This is a genomic window from Haloglomus salinum (assembly GCF_024298825.1).
GTDB lineage: Archaea > Halobacteriota > Halobacteria > Halobacteriales > Haloarculaceae > Haloglomus > Haloglomus salinum.
The window spans coordinates 1,271,349-1,287,533 of the sequence record NZ_CP101153.1 but is presented as its reverse complement, the minus strand read 5'-3'; the positions used below and the strand labels follow the sequence as shown (position 1 = coordinate 1,287,533).

Sequence of the window (16,185 nt, the reverse complement as noted above, 5' to 3'; positions counted from 1 at the left end):
CGCCCACGGTCGGGCCATGACAGACGACGGGACCGGCGGGCGCGTCGAGGGTGACCTGCCGGTCGAGTCCGCCGCGGACGCCGCGGCCCGCATCGAGTCCGGCGCCGTGCTGGGTATCTCCGGCTTCGGGAGCGTCGGCTACCCCAAACTCGTGCCGGAGGCCATCGCCGCTCGCAGCGACGCCGCCGCCCTCGACCTGACGGTCATCAGCGGCGGGAGCGTCGGCCCCGAAGTGGACGAGGCCCTCGTGGAATCGGGCGCGATGGCGCGGCGCTACCCGTTCATCGGCCACGAGGCACTGCGCGAGGCCAGCAACGACGGCGGGGTGGCGTTCCACGACCGGCACGTCGCGGGTGTCGCCGACGAGGTCCGGTTCGGCGGGCTCCCCTCGCCCGACTGGGCCGTCGTCGAGGCCGTCGCCGTCGGCGAGGACTGGTTCGTCCCCTCGCCATCGGTCGGGTCGACGCCGGCACTCGTCCACGCGGCCGACCGCGTCATCGTCGAGGTGAACGCGGCCCAGCCCCGCGACCTGGAGGGGCTCCACGACCTGCTCGTACGGACCGCTCCCCCGGAACGCGAGCCGCTCGCCCTCGATGCCGTCGATGCGCGTATCGGCTCACCTCGTGTCGAGTTCGAATCCGAGAAACTCGCCGCCGTCGTCCGCACGGACCGCGCCGACACGACCTACACCTTCCGCGAGCCCACCGCGGCCGACCGCGCGCTCGCCGACGAATTCGCGGGCTTCCTCGACGCCGAACTCGACCGCAACCCCGCATTCGATGCGACACTCAACCTCCAGTTCGGCGTCGGGAGCGTCGGGAACGCCGTCGTCTCGGCGCTCGACGCCGTCGACCTGGGCGACCGCGACGTGGCTTACTTCGGTGAGGTGGTCCAGGACGCCGTCCTGGACGCGCTCGACGACGGCACCCTCGCCGCCGCGAGCGCCACCTCGCTCGCGCTCTCGAGCGAGGGGCAGGACCGCCTGTTCGCGAACCTGGGCCGCTACGCCGAGCAGGTCGTCCTCCGCCCGGTCGATGTCTCCAACGACGCCGGCCTCATCGACTCGTTCGGCGTGATAGCGGTGAACGGCGCCGTCGAGGTGGACCTGACGGGGCAGGTCAACTCCACGCACATCGGCACCGACGTGGTCGGCGGCGTCGGCGGCTCGGGCGACTTCTTCCGCGCGGCGCTCCTGTCGGTCGTCGCGCTCCCCTCGACCGCCGCCGGGGGCGACGTCTCCCGGATCGTCCCGCGCGTCGCGCACGTCGACCACACCGAACACGACGTGGACGTGGTCGTCACCGACCAGGGGGTCGCGGACCTGCGCGGCCTGTCGCCCCGCGAGCGAATGCGCGCGGTGGTGGCGGTCGCGCACCCGGACTTCCGCGACGCGCTCGCCGCGTACCGCGACCGGGCGCTGGAGCGGGGCGGCCACACGCCCGGGGGATTCGACCTCGCGGCCGACTGGCCACCCGACGCTGCCGAGTGACGCGCGTTCCCCTTCCTTGAGAATCACACCGGGACATATCCCCGCGGCCGGTCAAGAGATACCCATGAGAGGCACCGTTCGACTCGCGGACGACTCGGACCAGGCCCTCGCCTGGGTCGCGCTGACGTTCGCGTCGGTGATGCTGGTCGTGGAGGGGCTGTTCACGGGGTCGCCGTGGCGGACCGACCTGTTCGCCGGGTGGCAGTTCCTCGTCTGGACCGCGACGGCGCTCGTCGTCGCGATGGTGGGGTTCGCGCTCCACCACCTCGCCAGCGGGGACCGGACCGTCTCCGGGTCGGCGCTCGCGGTCCTTGCCCTCGTCCACGCGCCGGTCCACGTCGTGCTGGTGTTCGGCCTCCTCGACGCCGCTGCGACGCGCGAGGTGGCGACGCTCGCCGCCTGGGTCCTCTACCCGCTCCTCGCGCTCCTGAGCGCGGTGGTCGTCCTGCGGCCCGTCCTCCGGCGGCGGTCCCCGGCGCTCACGCCCCACGAGAACCGGTGACTCCGCGGTTCGGTCTCGACACGGCCGCCCGGCTTCCCGCCGAGCCTTGATTACGAGTCCCGGTGCAGACCCCGTATGAGCGACTCCGTTCGCGAGAGCTTCGACGCGATGGGCGAGTTCGTCGACCGGTTCCCGGCCGCCGACGCCGAGACGGTGTACGGCGAACCCGTGACACAGGGCGACCGGACCGTGATTCCGGTCGCCCGCGTCGGCTACCGGTTCGGCGGTGGCTTCGGCGGCGGGAGCGACCAGGAAGGGGAACAGGACGGAACGGGGTTCGGGGGTGGCGGCGGCGGCACGGTCACGGCACGCCCAGCCGGTGCGCTGGAGGTCTCACCGGCGGGGACGCGGTTCGTCGACACCGAACGCCGGTGGCCGCTGGTCGTCGCGTTCGCGCTCGGTGCCCTGCTGGGGTGGCTCGGACGACGGTAGGGCGCCGTCGGAGTGGCGTGCTCCGGACGCCTGGCTGGTGGCTGAATATTGGAAATATATGGCTTCTTGATAGCTTTTATTCTGTCCGAGGTGTCAAAGTGCGAGACAAGAATTCTGAAACCAATATAGATGGAATATCTACGTCTGCCTCTCTCGGCCTATGTCTGCCCATAAACCGCTGGACACGATACCAAACCTGGTGACCTCCGGCCTTCCGTGAACGAGCGAAACGGGCGCAGACGGCGCGCTCCGTGGGCGAAACCGCAGTTCCGCTCCGGAGCGTGTGTTCGGGCGGTGCCCCGGTCAGTCTCGGCGGTCGCGTGCCCGCTCGACCACGGCCTCGGCCAGCGCCTCGAACGAGGCGACCTCGGGCACGACATCGACCTCGATACCCGCGCGCTCCGCGCGCTCGCGCGTCGGTTCGCCGATACAGCCCACGACGGCGTCGTTCAGCCCCGCGATGGCCGGGGGACGAATCCCTCGCTCGTCTGCGCTGGCGAGGAAGTTCTCGACGGTCATCGAGGCGGTGAAGCAGGCGCCCGCGAGCTGGCCGCGCGCGGCGAGGTCGGCCGACGACCCCGCCCCCTCGGGCCGGACGAGCCGGTAGAGCACCGTCTCGTGGACGTACGCGCCGGCGTCCTCCAGCCCGTCCAGCAACACGGCGCTGCCGTGGTCCGAGCGCGCGACCTCGATGCGGGCCCCGTCGACCCGTCCGGCGAGCGTCTCGACCAGTCCGGCCGAGGAGTACTGCTCGGGCACGACGGCCACCTCGTAGCCGGCCTCCCGCAGTGCCTGGGCCGTCGAGGAGCCGATGGCGCAGACCGTCGTCTCGCCGGCCGTCCAGCCCGCGTCGGCCAGGAGTTCGACGCCCGAGGTACTGGTGAAGACCGCGTAGTCGGCGTCCTCGCGGGGCCGAGCGCCGGTCGGTTCGACGGCGAGCATCGGGTCGAGGACCGGTTCGGCCCCCAGGTCGCGGACCGTCTCGGCCGCAGCCGCCGCACGGCCGTCGTCCGGCCGGAAGACGGCGATCTTCATCGGGGCACCTCCAGCCGGCGGGTGACTGCTTCGGTCGGATTCTGTATCGCCGCTAGCGGTTTATCGAGCCGTCGGGTCCTGGTCATGCGGCGTCCCCGTACTCCCCGAGTTCGTTCGCGAGGAACTCCCTGACCCGTGCTCGCGTGCCCGCGACGCCGCCGATGACGGTGATGGCGGGCGGCTCGATGCCCTCGGCGTCGCGCACGTCGACGATGGTGTCGAGGGTGCCGGTCGCGACGCGCTGGTCCGGCCAGGTTGCGCGCTCGACGAGCGCGACAGGCGTGTCACCCTCCATCCCGGCCTCCCGGAGCGCCTCGGTGTAGGCCGGGAGCTTGCCGACGCCCATCAGGACGACGATGGTGCCGCCGGTCGCGGCGAGCGCCTCCCAGTCGACCATCGACTCCGCCTTGGTGGGGTCCTCGTGGCCCGTGACGAACGACACCGAGGAGGTGTGGTCGCGGTGGGTGACGGGGATACCCGCGACGCCGGGGCCCGCGATGGGGCTGGTGACGCCGGGGACGTACTCGAACGGGATGCCGTGCTCGGCGAGGTGTTCGGCCTCCTCGCCGCCACGGCCGAAGACGAACGGGTCGCCGCCCTTCAGCCGGACGACGGTCTTGCCCTCGCGGGCGAGCTCGACGAGCCGGTCGTTGGTGTACTCCTGGGAGGTGCGCTCGCCGCCGGCGCGCTTGCCCACGTCCTCGCGCTTGTCCTCGGGGATGGAGCCGAGGATCTCCGGCCCAGGGAGCTTGTCGTGGAGGACCACGTCCGCCTCCTCGAGCAGGCGCTTTGCCTTCACCGTCATGAGCTCGGGGTCGCCGGGGCCGCTCCCGACGAGGTAGACGGTGCCCACGTCCTCCTGTTCCCCGTCCGTGTCCCCGCTCATCGGGCGCCCTCCGTCTCCTCGTGCTCCTCGGCGGTCTTGCGGGCTTCCGCGACGAGTTCCGCGCCGCCGCGGTCCGCGATGTCGGCCGCGAACCGGCGGGCGGCCGCGGCGTGGTCGTTGGCGGGCAGGTCGCGGGTCTCGCGGATGGGCTCCTCGCCCGCGCGGTCCAGCACGCGCGCGACGACGTGGACGTACTCGCCGCGGACGGTGGCGTGGACGCCCAGCGGCGCCACGCAGCCCCCGCCGAGTTCCTTCAGGACGGTCCGCTCGACCGTGGTCTCGACGCGGGTCCGCGGGTGGTCGATGGTCTCGCGGAAGGATTCGGCGTCGTCGGCGAGCGCGGTCACCGCGATGGCACCCTGGCCCGGGGCCGGGACGAACTCGTTCGGGTCGAGCCGCTCGTGGGGGACGTGATGCAGCAGCCCCATCCGCTGGAGCCCTGCCTCCGCGAGGACGATGGCGTCGTAAGCGGTCTCGAGGGGGTAGCGCGCCAGCGCGTCCTGTTCGAGCACCGACAGCGACTCGAACCACTCCTCGGCGGACTGGTCGAACGTCTCGTCGGGGTCCTCCTCCTCTTCGGCAGGGCGGGACTCCGTCCCGCTTGCAGACGGCGAGTCGAACTCGCCGTCGGCGGCGACCCGGCGGTCGTGTTCGCGCCCGACGCTCGTCGCGAGCAACTTCTCGACGCGCGTGTCGACGTTCCCGCGCAGGGGCTGGATGTCGAGGTCCGGTCGTTCGGCCAGTAGCTGGGCCTGCCGCCGGAGGCTCGAGGTGCCGACGGTCGCGCCATCCGGGAGTTCGTCGAGGCTCCGGCCGCCGGGCGTCAGGAGCACGTCGTTCGCGGGCGCGCGCTCGGGGATGCCCGCGACGACCAGCTCGTCCGGGAAGTCGGTGGGCACGTCCTTCATCGAGTGGACGGCGGCGTCCACCTCCCCATCGAGGATGCGCTCGTCCAGCGCCCGGACGAACGCGCCGGTCTTGCCGAGCCGGTGGATGAGTTCGTCGCGGATGCGGTCGCCCTCCGTCTCCACCTCGATTAGTTCGACCTCCGTGTGACGGTCCTCCAGTTGCTCGGCGACGGTGGCGGCCTGCCGCAGCGCCAGGTCCGAGCCCCGTGTCGCCAGCCGGACCGTTCGTGTCTCTCGCATACGTCAGTCTGGGCGAGCGGGCGTGAAACCGCTGTCGGGTTCGGGAATGGGTGTTCGGGGTGTACGGGCCGATAAATCGTATACTGCGATAGCGAATCGCTGCCCGGCGCCCGGCGACACCGCTTCGGAACTGGGGCAAATTGTGCGATACTTCTGATAAAATCTCAAAATGCCATTTAATGTGCTAAAATTACTGCATTTGTAGATTTATGGCTGGATTATATCTATTATACTGGGTTCTCGCGCGAAGGGCCGGATCGGTGTCGTGTGGAAGTACGACAGCGCCCCGCCCACGCCCAGAGCACGACCGGCACGAGGATGCCGAGGCCGGTGTCGACGGCCCTCGGGAGGCTCGCGACCCCGAGCGAGAGAACGAACCAGCCCCCGCCGTGAGTATGCGGAACGGTCGATGCGGCTGAGGGGACGGTCGTCTACGTGCATTCACATCGGCACGGCAAGGAGAATCGCTGTACGCGTGCGGGCGGCGGTGTGGGGCCGTCTCGCCGTCGGTCACCAGGGCTCGTCCTTCAGCCCGAGCAGGTAGGCGCCGGCGTTCGTGACGAGGTGGAGCGCGGGCGTAACGATCGTCACGACGACGAGGCGGCCGGGCGTGAACGTCTCCTTCGTCCAGTCCGGGGCGACGACGGCGGCCAGCGCGAGCGCGGCCACGACGAAGTCGAGCTGGTCGAGCCCGGGGAACGCGGCACCGCGGTCCCGTCCGGTCCGGCGTTTCAGGAACGAGGCGAGGATGTCACCCAGCATCGCGCCCGCGGCGAGCGCGACCGCCGCAGGTGCCGGGAACGAGGGGAGCGTCACGCCGAACGCCGCGCCCGCGCGCTCGCGGACGACGTTCAGGACCCCGGCCAGCACGACGCCGGTCCCGATGCCGGCGATGGTCCCGCGCCAGGTCTTCCCGTCACCGAGGATGCGGCGCTCGCCGAGGTTCCGACCGCCGTCGAGCGGCCGGCCGCCGCCGAACAGCACCGCCGCGTTGTTCGGGACGTAGGCGGGGAGCATCGCCCACAGCGCACCGACCACCGTTCCGAGCAGCGACATACGCGGGGCTGTGCGGCCGCTCGGCTTAACCGCCGGGGGTTCGGCGGCACGACCGACAGCAAGCCGGAGCCCGGCTGCTCGTCGTCGCTGGTTGCCAGCTGTCGATATCGGCCGCTCTGGGCCACAGGACGCACGGGTTCTGTGTTCTGGCGGTGAGCGCCGACCTCCGATTCTGTATCGTGGTATGCGATTTATCGCCAGCATGCAACCGACCTGTGGGGACCACACTCAAATACGCCGCGGCGGTAGTTCTCGTATGATTCCGCCCGTCGCGGACCGGTTCGTGGCCGGCGAACACCCCGCGCAGGCGCTCGAGCACGCCCGACGGCTGAACGAGCGCGACGTGGGCGCCATCCTCAACCTGCTCGGCGAACACTACCACGAGCGCGACCCTGCAGAGGCCGACGCCGCCACCTATCGGCGGCTCCTCGACGATATCGGTCGGTCGGATCTGGACTGCTGTGTCTCGGTCAAACCCTCTCAGGTCGGTATCCAGGTCGACGAGGCGGTCTTCCGGAAGAACCTCGGCGACATCGCCGCCCACGCCGACCGCCGGGACGCGTTCGTCTGGGTCGACATGGAGGACCACACGACCGTCGACGCGACGCTCGAGGTGTTCTGCGACCTCGTGGCCGACTATCCCGACATGGGCCTGTGCCTCCAGGCCAACATGAAGCGGACGCCCGAGGACCTCGACCGGCTCGCGGACCTGCCGGGCAAGGTCCGGCTCGTGAAGGGGGCCTACGAGCCACCACGCGACATCGCGTACCGGGAGAAATCGCGGGTGAACGAGGCGTATCGGGACCTTCTGGAGCAGGCGTTCCGCAGCTTCGACGGCGGCGTCGCCGTCGGGAGCCACGACCCCGCCATGGTCGAGCACGCGCGCGACCTGCACGAGACCTACGGGACCGACTACGAGGTCCAGATGCTCATGGGCGTGCGCGAGGACGCACAAACCGAACTCGCGCGGGAGGTGCCCGTCTACCAGTACGTCCCGTACGGCGGGAAGTGGCTCTCGTACTTCTACCGGCGGGTGAAGGAGAACACGGGGAACGCGGCGTTCGCGCTGCGAGCCATCGCGAGCGGGTGAGAACGGGGCAAGTCGGAGCGAACCGCGGCCGAACGGGGTCTACTCCAGGTCGAAGCGGTCGTTCATCATCACCTTGTGCCACGCGTCGACGAAGTCCTCGACGAACTCCTCCTCGCCGTCCTCGGCGGCGTAGCACTCGGCGACGGCGCGGAGCCGGGAGTTCGAGCCGAAGACGAGGTCGAAGCGGGTGGCCTCCCACTCGAGTTCCCCGGTCTCGCGGTCGTACCCCTCGTAGACGCCGTCCTCGGCGGGCTCCCAGTCGTACGACATGTCGAGCAGGGTCTCGAAGAAGTCGGCGGTCAGCGTTCCCGGCTCGTCCGTGAGGACGCCGAGGTCGGCGTCACCGTAGGTGGCGCCCAGCGTCCGCAGGCCGCCGACCAGCGCCGTCATCTCCGTCGCCGTCAGGTCCAGCAGGTCGGCCCTGTCGACCAGCAGCTCCTCGGGCTGGTCGTGGTCGAGGTCGTCCGGGAGGTAGTTGCGGAAGCCATCGACCGCCGGCTTGAGGGCCTCGAACGACTCCACGTCGGTCTGCTCCTGGCTGGCGTCGGTGCGCCCCGGCTCGAACGGGACCGTCACGTCGTAGCCGGCGTCTGCTGCCGCCTGCTCGATGGCCGCGTTGCCGCCCAGCACGATGAGGTCGGCCAGCGAGACGCGCGTCCCGTCCGAGCGCGAGTCGTTGAACTCCTGCTGGATGTCTTCCAGGGTCTCCAGCACCGTCTCCAGTTCCTCGGGCTCGTTCACGTCCCAGCTCCGCTGGGGTTCGAGGCGGATGCGGGCGCCGTTCGCGCCGCCGCGCTTGTCGCTGTCGCGGTACGTCGACGCCGCGGCCCACGCGGTCTTGACCAGTTGCTGGCGGGAGAGCTCCGAGTCGAGGAGCTCCTCCTTGAGCGTCTCGACCTCAGCCTCGCCGACGAGTCCGTAGTCGGCGTCCGGGACGGGGTCCTGCCAGAGCATCGTCTCGTCGGGAACCTCCGGGCCGAGGAACCGCTCCGGCGGGCCCATGTCGCGGTGGATGAGCTTGTACCACGCCTTCGCGAAGGAATCCAGGAACTCCATGGGGTCGTTCTGGAACTCCTCGATTATCTCCCGGTAGTCGGGGTCCTTCTTCAGCGCGACGTCGGTCGTCAGCATCATCGGCGTCTGCTCGCCCTCCCCGTGGGCTTCCGGCGCGGCATCGATTTCGTCCTCGTCGACTGGCCGCCACTGCCACGCACCGCCGGGGCCCTTCTCGGGCTCCCACTCGTGGTCGAGCAGGTTGTCGAGGTAGGAGGTGTCCCACCGTGTCGGCGTGCTGTTCCAGGGCCCCTCGATGCCGCTGGTGATGGTGTCGTCACCCTTCCCGGAGCCGTAGTCGCTCTCCCAGCCCAGGCCCATGTCCTCGATGGGGGCGGCCTCGGGCTCGGCCCCGACGTGCTCGTCGGGGTCGTCGGCGCCGTGGACCTTCCCGAACGTGTGGCCGCCGGCGATGAGCGCGGCCGTCTCCTTGTCGTTCATCGCCATGCGGTCGAACGACTGCCGGATGCGCTCGGCCGACCACTCCGGGTCCGGCTCGCCCTCCGGCCCCTCGGGGTTGACGTAGATGAGCCCCATCACGGTCGCGCCCAGCGGTGCCTCGAGGACGTCGTCCTCGTCGAACCGGTCCCAGCTCTCCATCTCCCCTTCGGGCCCCCAGTCGACGGCCTCGTCGGGCTCGAACTCGTCCTCGCGGCCGCCGGCGAAGCCGAACGTGTCGAAGCCCATCGACTCCAGCGCGACGTTGCCCGCCAGGACGATGAGGTCGGCCCACGAGAGCTTGCGGCCGTACTTCTGCTTGACCGGCTCGAGCAGGCGACGGGCCTTGTCGAGGTTGGCGTTGTCGGGCCAGCTGTTGAGCGGCGCGAACCGCTGGGTGCCGCCCGCCGCGCCGCCGCGGCCGTCCGTGGTGCGGTACGTGCCGGCGCTGTGCCAGGCCATACGGATGAACAGCGGGCCGTAGTGCCCGTAGTCGGCCGGCCACCAGTCCTGCGAGGTCGTCATCAGGTCCTCGATGTCGGCCTTCACCTCGTCGAGGTCGAGCGATTCGAACGCCTCGGCGTAGTCGAAGTCCTCGTCCATCGGCCCGACCTCGCGGGCGTTCTGGTCGAGCGTCTTCAGGTCCAGCTGGTTCGGCCACCACTCCTGGTCGCCCTTTCGGTGCCGGGGTGAACGCTCAGTCATTGTTGATACGGAATGTGGGCCCCGGATGGGTTTCAATCCATCGTCCGTCCGCGCCCTCTGCCGGGATTTATGGCCGTGTTCGCCCGGCTGAACCACCTCACGCCCGGTTCGGTCGGGTGCGGTTGGACTGGACACGGTTCGGCGGTCATGGTCGCCTCGCGTGCCGCTCGGTGGCTACTCGATACGCGCGTCGACCACGACGTGCTGGACGCCTTCGGCGTAGCTCTTGACCTCGCGCACGCCCAGCACCTCGCACGACCGGCCGGCGTCGGCGACGGCCGCCTCCAGCCGCCCGACGGGCCGGTCGGGCAGTTCGGCCTCCGGCGTGGCCTCGTGGAGATGCATCGTGCCGCCGGGCCGGAGCGCGGCGACCCCCGCCGGTAGCCGCTCGTACGCGTCGTAATGGCCCATCACCACGCGGTCGACCGGCTCCAGCTCGACATCGGCACAGTCCCCTCGCACGGCCCGGAACCGGTCGGTCACGTCGTTGAGGACGGCGTTCTCGACGAGATACTGGTACGTGGTCGGGTCGAGTTCGGCGGCGACCACCTCGGCACCCGCCCGGGCCATCGGGAGCGCGAAGTACCCCACCCCGGCGAACATGTCGAAGACGCGCTCGTCGGGGCCCGTCACGTCGCCCATCCGCGCGCGCTCGGCCTTGTTGCCCGGCGAGAACATCGTCGTCGCGAGGTCGAGCGCGTAGCGCGTGCCGTACTCGGTGTGGACGGTCTCCGTGTCGCCCGCGCCCGCGACGACGGTCACGTCGGGGTCGCGGGTGCGCCCGGCGATGCCGCCGCGGTCGAGCACGGTGTCGGCCTCGCCGTGGAGTTCGAGCAGCGCCTCGCCCACCTCGCCCGGCCGCGGGCAGTCCCCGAAGTCGGCCATGAGGACGGTCCCGATGACGGCCCACGACCCCGGCGCGGCGTCGATGTCGGCCTCGGAGAAGCCACGCGCCCGGAGGCGGTCGGCCAGCGTCGAGTCGCGCGAGGGGAGGTCGTGCTCGACGACCCGTTCGACCGCCTCGACCGCGGCGACGGTCCCCTCGCGGTCGGCGGGGACCTCGCCGACGACGGGCAGGGCGACCCGCTCGTCGTCGTAGGACTCGATACCCCGGCCGTCGTCGTAGACGCCCAGTGCCGACAGTTCGCGTTCGGCGCGCTCGGCGGCCGGCTTCGGAACCAGCGCCGCGAGCCCGGGTGCCCGGTCGGGGTCGGCCGCGCCGTCAGTCCCGGGCATCGTCCTCGTCGTCCTCGGGAAGGACGTGCAGGCCCGCCCGCGAGCGCAGCACGGGCACCTCCTCGGCGTCCGGGTCCATGTACTCGGGGCGCGGGATGGTCCGGGCCTCGTACGTCTCCGGGTCGAGCACCTGCACGGCGTGCTCGTCCTCGACGGTGACGAGGGTCGTCCGCTGGCCGTCCTCGCGGGTGCCGAGTCGCCGCGCGTCGGGGTCGATGCCCTCCTCGTAACTGGCCTCGTAGCGCTCGCCCGTGGTGAGGCGGACCCCCTTCAGGTTCCCGTGCGCGCTCGTGACGAGGACCGGCCCCTCGTCGTCGGCCGGTTCGATGATATCGCCCGGGGTGTAGGGGGGGAGGCGCGCGACGAACGTCACGCGGTAGAGTTCGTTCCCGTCGGAGTCCTCGGTCGCGAGCGTCTCCGCCGCCGAGACTTCGCCGCCGAACTCGCGGACGATGCGGTGGGCGATGGCCTCGCCCATCTGGTTCGAGGATATCTTCATGTTCACACCGCTGTCCGTGCGGTCGACCGAGGTGATGAACGCGTTCCGGTCGCCCTTGTCCTCGCGCTCGGCGATGTACGCCTCGGCGATCTCGGTCGCACGGTCACACTCGTCGTCGGTCGGCGTGCGCTCGGTCGCGCGGACCTGCACCAGCGCCTCCCAGTAATCGCCCGCGATGCGCCCGCACCGGTCACAGGTGCCCCGCGAGATGTAGACCGGAACGGTGACCTCCTCCTCGACTGGCGTCTGCCGGATGACGCCGGTGAACATGGCGTGCATCCGGATGGTGTTCTCGTCGACCTGCTCGGGGTCGACGACCCATTCGACGCCCTGCGCGTCGATGTGGACGCCCAGTACGCCGGTCACCTCCTCGATGGCCACGTCGGTGTAGTCCCGCGCGCCCACGTCCACCCAGCGGTTCCCTCGGTGGACCGCGCCGCAGTCCGAGCAGACCTGCACTTCCACCCGGTCAGGGGCGTCCACGAGGTCGAAGTCCTCGAAGTAGCAGGCGTCGCACAGCACCGCATCCCTGGCGCTGGGGCTTCCGGGCAGGTCCACGCCGGGCGGCCGCTCGATGGCGTCGCCACAGCGCGGGCAGAACCCTCGCTCGCCCCGTTCCTCGGAGTCGCTCATTACTCTTCCGTGGGTCGTTCCGACGGTTAAATGCCGCGTCCGGTACCCGCTGCCCCCGCCCCGAGTGCCGTTTCTATACGGTGGTACTTACGCCGAACTCCGGAACTAGTACTTAAACTATAGCGGATAGCCGGCAGAACACTGTACTGAATGTTCTGTCAGGAAACGGGATAGATGAGTTCGAATCGGCTCAGGTCACGGGTGGCGGCGGTGGTACTGGCGCTGGTCGTCGTTCTCTCGGTGCCGGTGGCACCGGTCGCGGCGGACGACGACGGGGGACTGTTCGACGGTGATTCCTCGGACGACGGTGACGACGTGTCCGTCGTCGGCACGAACGGGACGAACCTGGAAGTCGGCGGAAGCAAGGGCGTCTCCATCGGGACCGAGGGTGTCAGTGTCGGCGGCGAGTCAGGCATCGACGCGGACCCGACCGAGGGTGTCAGTGTCGGCGGCGACGACGGTGTCGCCGTCGGTCGCAGTGGTGTCAGCGTCGGCGGCGAACAGGGCATCGATGCCGACCTCGAGGACGGCGTCACCGTCGGCGGGACGAGCGGCGTCCAGGTGAGCGCCACCGAGGGAGTCAGCGTCGCTGACGGCGATGTCGTACAGGTCGCGCCCGACGGGGCGCAGGTTCTCGGCCAGGGATACACCGCCGAGGAAGGGGTCACGGTCGGGGAGTCACCCGTCGCGGTCAACGGCACCAACGTCGAACTCGGTGGCGGCGACGGTATCTCCGTCGGGTCGGATGGCCTCACCGTCGGCGGTGACGACGGTGTCGGCGTCGGCACGGAGGGTGTCGAGGTCGGTGAGGGCGTCGGCGTCGGTGCCAGTGACGGCGTGCAGGTCGGCTCCGACGGCATCGGTGCGGGCCCCGACGACGGCGTGCAGGTCGGCGGTGATGATGGCATCCGCCTCTCCACGACCGATGTGGGTGTCGGGGATGCGAGCTACGACCCGACCACGGAGGGCGTCTCGTTCAAGCGCGAGATTCCGCTGGGAGAGCAGGGGAAGCTCTACGTCTCGCGGCAGGGACTCGGCAACGTGTACCTGCGGGCCACGTCACCGGAGGGTCCCCAGGGCGTACAGAGTGATTTCCTCTACGCCTCCGAGGCGGATGGGGACGGCTTCAAATCTGCGCTCCAGTACGCCGTCGAGAACGACGAGACGACCTACTTCGAGGTGGACTCCGAGGGCGACCTCACCGAGCGGACGGGACTGGTCATCGCCCCCCAGGTCTCTGCTGGCGACGGTGAGCGGACCTACCTCGACCTCGGGACCAACATCACCGCCAGCGAGGCGGGCATCGACCGCGCCGATGTCGCGCTCTACTCGGTCAACGAGTCCGGCGTGGCCATCACCGGCGAGGTGTCCCGGGACTACATCGAGACCCGGCTGCAGGCCGAAGCGGCCGGCGAGCCGGTCGCGTTCGTCAACGCGAACCACGCACCGTTCACGAAGCGCGGGAACCTCGGTGCGGGCGTCTTCCCGGGGACAGGAACCGACGCGCTGCCGGAGATTCCGGTTCTGAAGCCCGCGCTCCAACAGGTGCTCCCGGGGCGGCTGGGAGCCGGCATCGAGTGTACCGGTCAGGAGTGTCTGGTCGGCACCGAAGGTGTCAACGAGACGATTCCCAGCACCCCGCTGACCGACCCCATCAAGAAGTACTACCCGCTCCCCCAGCGGGTCGACACCACGGGGTACGTCCTCCCGTGCAACACGGTCGTCGGGCCGGAGGACCTGCCCGAGGAGGAGCTGCCCGGGCTGACGGACCTCCCGCCGGACCTGGTGCCGGGACTGCCGACGCAGATTCTGAGCAACGAGGCGGTGCTCGGGCTGGCGTACGGCGTCGTGCCCGCCCCTTGCGACGTGAGCAAGCCCCTGCTGGAGCCGGTCGCCGACCCCGCGACCCCGTACGAGGAGTACCAGGGTGAGCCGACGTTCGAGACGGATGGCGCACAGAGCTTCCAGAACGGCATCAGCGCGCTCCGGACGTTCGAGGCTGGCCTGTCGAACGGCGGCCCCGGACTCGACGGAACGTTCGCGACCGTCCTCGACCGGGAGAAGCAGGACGGCGTCCTCGAACTCTCCGCCGGAGACGAGGAGTACGAGTACGCGCAGGCGAACGGCCGACTGACACAGCAGGACGGTGTCGTTACGGGTTCCCTCGGACTCTCGCTCCGTGGCGACGAGAGCCCGAGTCTCCTCGGCGTCGATGTCGAGACCCGGAACGAACTCGGCGTCGGGAACAGCAGCCGGTCGGTCGCAGTCGACCTCTTCGGGTCTAATGTCGGTGTCAGCCTCGACTGCGACGCGACGACCTGTCAGCCCGATTACGACGGGCTACCCAAACTGGGCGCGCTTCCGGAGATTCCCATCGTCCCCGGCGGTGGGAACTGACCCGGGGGCTCCGTCACCCCTTCCTGTTCGGCCACTCGCCGGGAGCGTCGTGTCCCTCGTCGGGCCGCGGACCCAGCCGCTCCCCGCGGTCCGGCGGGTCCCAGTCGGTCGTCAGGTCCAGCAACGTGCGGACGATGAATCCGGTCAGTCCCCACACGACGTGCCCGTCGACGCGGAAGAAGGGTAGTCGTGCGGTCCCGCGGTCGGGGTGGCTCCGGGTCTCGTTCTCGTAGACGCCCGGCGCCGTCAGGTCCGACACCGAGATGACGACCACCGCCGCGACCTCGCGCTCGTTGGGGTCGTAGACGCGGTCGGGCACCGTGGCCACGAACGGCCGGACGACGTGGCCGTACGGGCCGGGGAGGTCGTCCAGCGGGCCGACCACGTCGGCAGTCATCGGTTCGAGGCCGATCTCCTCCTTCGCTTCACGGAGCGCGGTCGTCTCCAGGTCGCCGTCGTCGGCCTCGTAACCACCCCCCGGAAAGCTCATCTCGCCCGCGTGGTTGCGCATGTCGGCCGCGCGCTCGGTGAACAGGAGGTGGTGGCCGTCGCGACGCTCGATGACCGGGACGAGGACGCCGGCCCACTCCGCGCGCTCGACGCCGGCCAGCTCGCGGGCCCGGTTGGCACGGACGGCGCCGAGGTCGAGGCGGGAGACGTGGGGCGGGCCCGCCTCGTCGTCCGTCCGCGGGCCCGCGGCCGCGTCGGGTTCGTAGGGGCTGTCGCCGTCGGGAGCCTCGTCACCCCCCATCGTCCACCTCGTCGAAGAACGCCGCCAGCGCGTCGTTGACGGGACGCGAGGACTCCACGTGGGCCAGCCGGCGGCCGGCGATGGCCTCGAATCGACCGCGCGGGAGGTCCTCGGCGAGCCGTTCGGCCGTCCGGCGGCCGACGGCCGGGTCGCCGGTCCCCTGGAGGACGAACGACGGGGTGGTCAACTCGTACAGCGGTTCGGGCTCGAAGTCGAGCCACGCGTCCACCTGCGCCCGGCGCGCCCGGGGACGGGCGTCCTCGGCCCGGCGCCAGTCGACCACCCGCTCCAGCAGGGACGGGTCGGCATCACGGAACGCGTCGGAGAACAGCGCGGGCAGCGTCGCACGAACGGCGGCCTCGTCGGCCCCGTCCGGGTAGCAGCGCCCGAGTCCGTCCTCGTCGATGTCGTCGCCCGCGCAGGTCCCCACGAGCGCGAGCGAGCGGACGCCGCGGTCGCGCGCGTAGCGCATCGCGACGGCGCCCCCCAGCCCGAAACCGACGAGGTGGGCGGGCTTGGCGTCCGCGGCCGCGAGCACTGCGCTCAGGTCGCCCACCAGGGTGTCGATGTCCGTCGCTCCCCCGGCGCCGGAGTCGCCGGTGCCGCGGTGGTCGTAGGTGACGACGCGACGGCGCCCCGCCAGCGGCTCGTGCTGCCAGCCCCAGGCCCACGCCCCGAAGCCGGCGTCGTTGACGAGCGCGACCGGCGGGTCGGCCCCCTCGCCAGCCACGGCGTAGCGCAGTGTCGTCCCGTCGTCGGCGGTTGCGGTCGGCACGCCCGTACGGTGGGCCGGTCGGCACATACCGCTTGCGGGGGTCCCACGGCCTCAAATAGC

The 16,185-nt window shown here is 70.7% G+C and carries 14 protein-coding genes; 5 read left to right on the top strand and 9 right to left on the bottom strand.

Annotated elements, in window-relative coordinates; genetic code table 11:
- Nucleotides 1-16: 16 nt before the first annotated feature.
- The 3 genes from NL115_RS06265 (at nucleotide 17) to NL115_RS06255 (ending at nucleotide 2,423) form a co-directional block, all read left to right on the top strand.
- Entirely contained in the window at nucleotides 17-1,489 is a 1,473-nt protein-coding gene (locus NL115_RS06265) for an acetyl-CoA hydrolase/transferase C-terminal domain-containing protein (RefSeq protein ID WP_254832331.1), read from the top strand.
- Between the two features lie 64 nt (nucleotides 1,490-1,553).
- Nucleotides 1,554-1,991 (top strand): hypothetical protein, encoded by a 438-nt coding sequence (locus tag NL115_RS06260; protein WP_254832330.1) that lies wholly within the window; start codon nucleotides 1,554-1,556, stop codon nucleotides 1,989-1,991.
- 75 nt (nucleotides 1,992-2,066) lie between these two features.
- A complete protein-coding gene (locus NL115_RS06255) occupies nucleotides 2,067-2,423 on the top strand; it encodes a GerW family sporulation protein (RefSeq protein ID WP_254832329.1) in 357 nt (118 codons plus the stop codon).
- Nucleotides 2,424-2,726: 303 nt separating this feature from the next.
- Here the strand turns inward: NL115_RS06255 and NL115_RS06250 are convergent, their stop codons facing one another.
- The 4 genes from NL115_RS06250 to NL115_RS06235 form a co-directional block, all read right to left on the bottom strand.
- The gene (locus NL115_RS06250) at nucleotides 2,727-3,458 is read right to left on the bottom strand and encodes a uroporphyrinogen-III synthase (protein ID WP_254832328.1); all 732 of its coding nucleotides are present in this window, start codon (nucleotides 3,456-3,458) and stop codon (nucleotides 2,727-2,729) included.
- Between the two features lie 82 nt (nucleotides 3,459-3,540).
- Nucleotides 3,541-4,344 (bottom strand): uroporphyrinogen-III C-methyltransferase, encoded by an 804-nt coding sequence (gene cobA, locus NL115_RS06245; RefSeq protein ID WP_254832327.1) that lies wholly within the window; start codon nucleotides 4,342-4,344, stop codon nucleotides 3,541-3,543.
- Complete coding sequence (hemC, locus tag NL115_RS06240) at nucleotides 4,341-5,492, bottom strand: hydroxymethylbilane synthase (RefSeq protein WP_254832326.1); 1,152 nt, start codon at nucleotides 5,490-5,492, stop codon at nucleotides 4,341-4,343. The genes cobA and hemC overlap by 4 nt, the downstream gene beginning before the upstream one ends.
- A gap of 510 nt (nucleotides 5,493-6,002) precedes the next feature.
- Entirely contained in the window at nucleotides 6,003-6,548 is a 546-nt protein-coding gene (locus tag NL115_RS06235) for a CDP-2,3-bis-(O-geranylgeranyl)-sn-glycerol synthase (RefSeq protein WP_254832325.1), read from the bottom strand.
- A gap of 256 nt (nucleotides 6,549-6,804) precedes the next feature.
- Here NL115_RS06235 and NL115_RS06230 point away from each other — a divergent pair, with 256 nt between their 5' ends.
- Nucleotides 6,805-7,638, top strand: a complete 834-nt coding sequence (locus tag NL115_RS06230) for a proline dehydrogenase family protein (RefSeq protein WP_254832324.1) — start codon at nucleotides 6,805-6,807, stop codon at nucleotides 7,636-7,638.
- Between the two features lie 39 nt (nucleotides 7,639-7,677).
- Here NL115_RS06230 and katG read toward each other — a convergent pair whose 3' ends face one another.
- The 3 genes from katG to NL115_RS06215 all read right to left on the bottom strand — a co-directional run bounded on the left by katG (nucleotide 7,678) and on the right by NL115_RS06215 (nucleotide 12,202).
- On the bottom strand, nucleotides 7,678-9,834 hold the full coding sequence (gene katG / locus NL115_RS06225) for a catalase/peroxidase HPI (protein ID WP_254832323.1): 2,157 nt from the start codon (nucleotides 9,832-9,834) through the stop codon (nucleotides 7,678-7,680).
- Between the two features lie 174 nt (nucleotides 9,835-10,008).
- On the bottom strand, nucleotides 10,009-11,070 hold the full coding sequence (locus NL115_RS06220) for a class I SAM-dependent methyltransferase (RefSeq protein ID WP_254832322.1): 1,062 nt from the start codon (nucleotides 11,068-11,070) through the stop codon (nucleotides 10,009-10,011).
- Nucleotides 11,057-12,202 (bottom strand): 60S ribosomal export protein NMD3, encoded by a 1,146-nt coding sequence (locus NL115_RS06215; protein WP_254832321.1) that lies wholly within the window; start codon nucleotides 12,200-12,202, stop codon nucleotides 11,057-11,059. Before NL115_RS06215 ends, NL115_RS06220 begins: the two co-directional genes overlap by 14 nt.
- A 174-nt stretch (nucleotides 12,203-12,376) precedes the next feature.
- Here NL115_RS06215 and NL115_RS06210 point away from each other — a divergent pair, with 174 nt between their 5' ends.
- On the top strand, nucleotides 12,377-14,599 hold the full coding sequence (locus NL115_RS06210; RefSeq protein WP_254832320.1) for a hypothetical protein: 2,223 nt from the start codon (nucleotides 12,377-12,379) through the stop codon (nucleotides 14,597-14,599).
- A gap of 13 nt (nucleotides 14,600-14,612) precedes the next feature.
- On the opposite strand, the gene NL115_RS06205 is transcribed toward NL115_RS06210, so the two are convergent.
- Nucleotides 14,613-15,350 (bottom strand): NUDIX hydrolase, encoded by a 738-nt coding sequence (locus tag NL115_RS06205; protein WP_254832319.1) that lies wholly within the window; start codon nucleotides 15,348-15,350, stop codon nucleotides 14,613-14,615.
- Nucleotides 15,340-16,125 (bottom strand): alpha/beta fold hydrolase, encoded by a 786-nt coding sequence (locus tag NL115_RS06200; protein WP_254832318.1) that lies wholly within the window; start codon nucleotides 16,123-16,125, stop codon nucleotides 15,340-15,342. Before NL115_RS06200 ends, NL115_RS06205 begins: the two co-directional genes overlap by 11 nt.
- Between the last annotated feature and the right edge of the window lie 60 nt (nucleotides 16,126-16,185).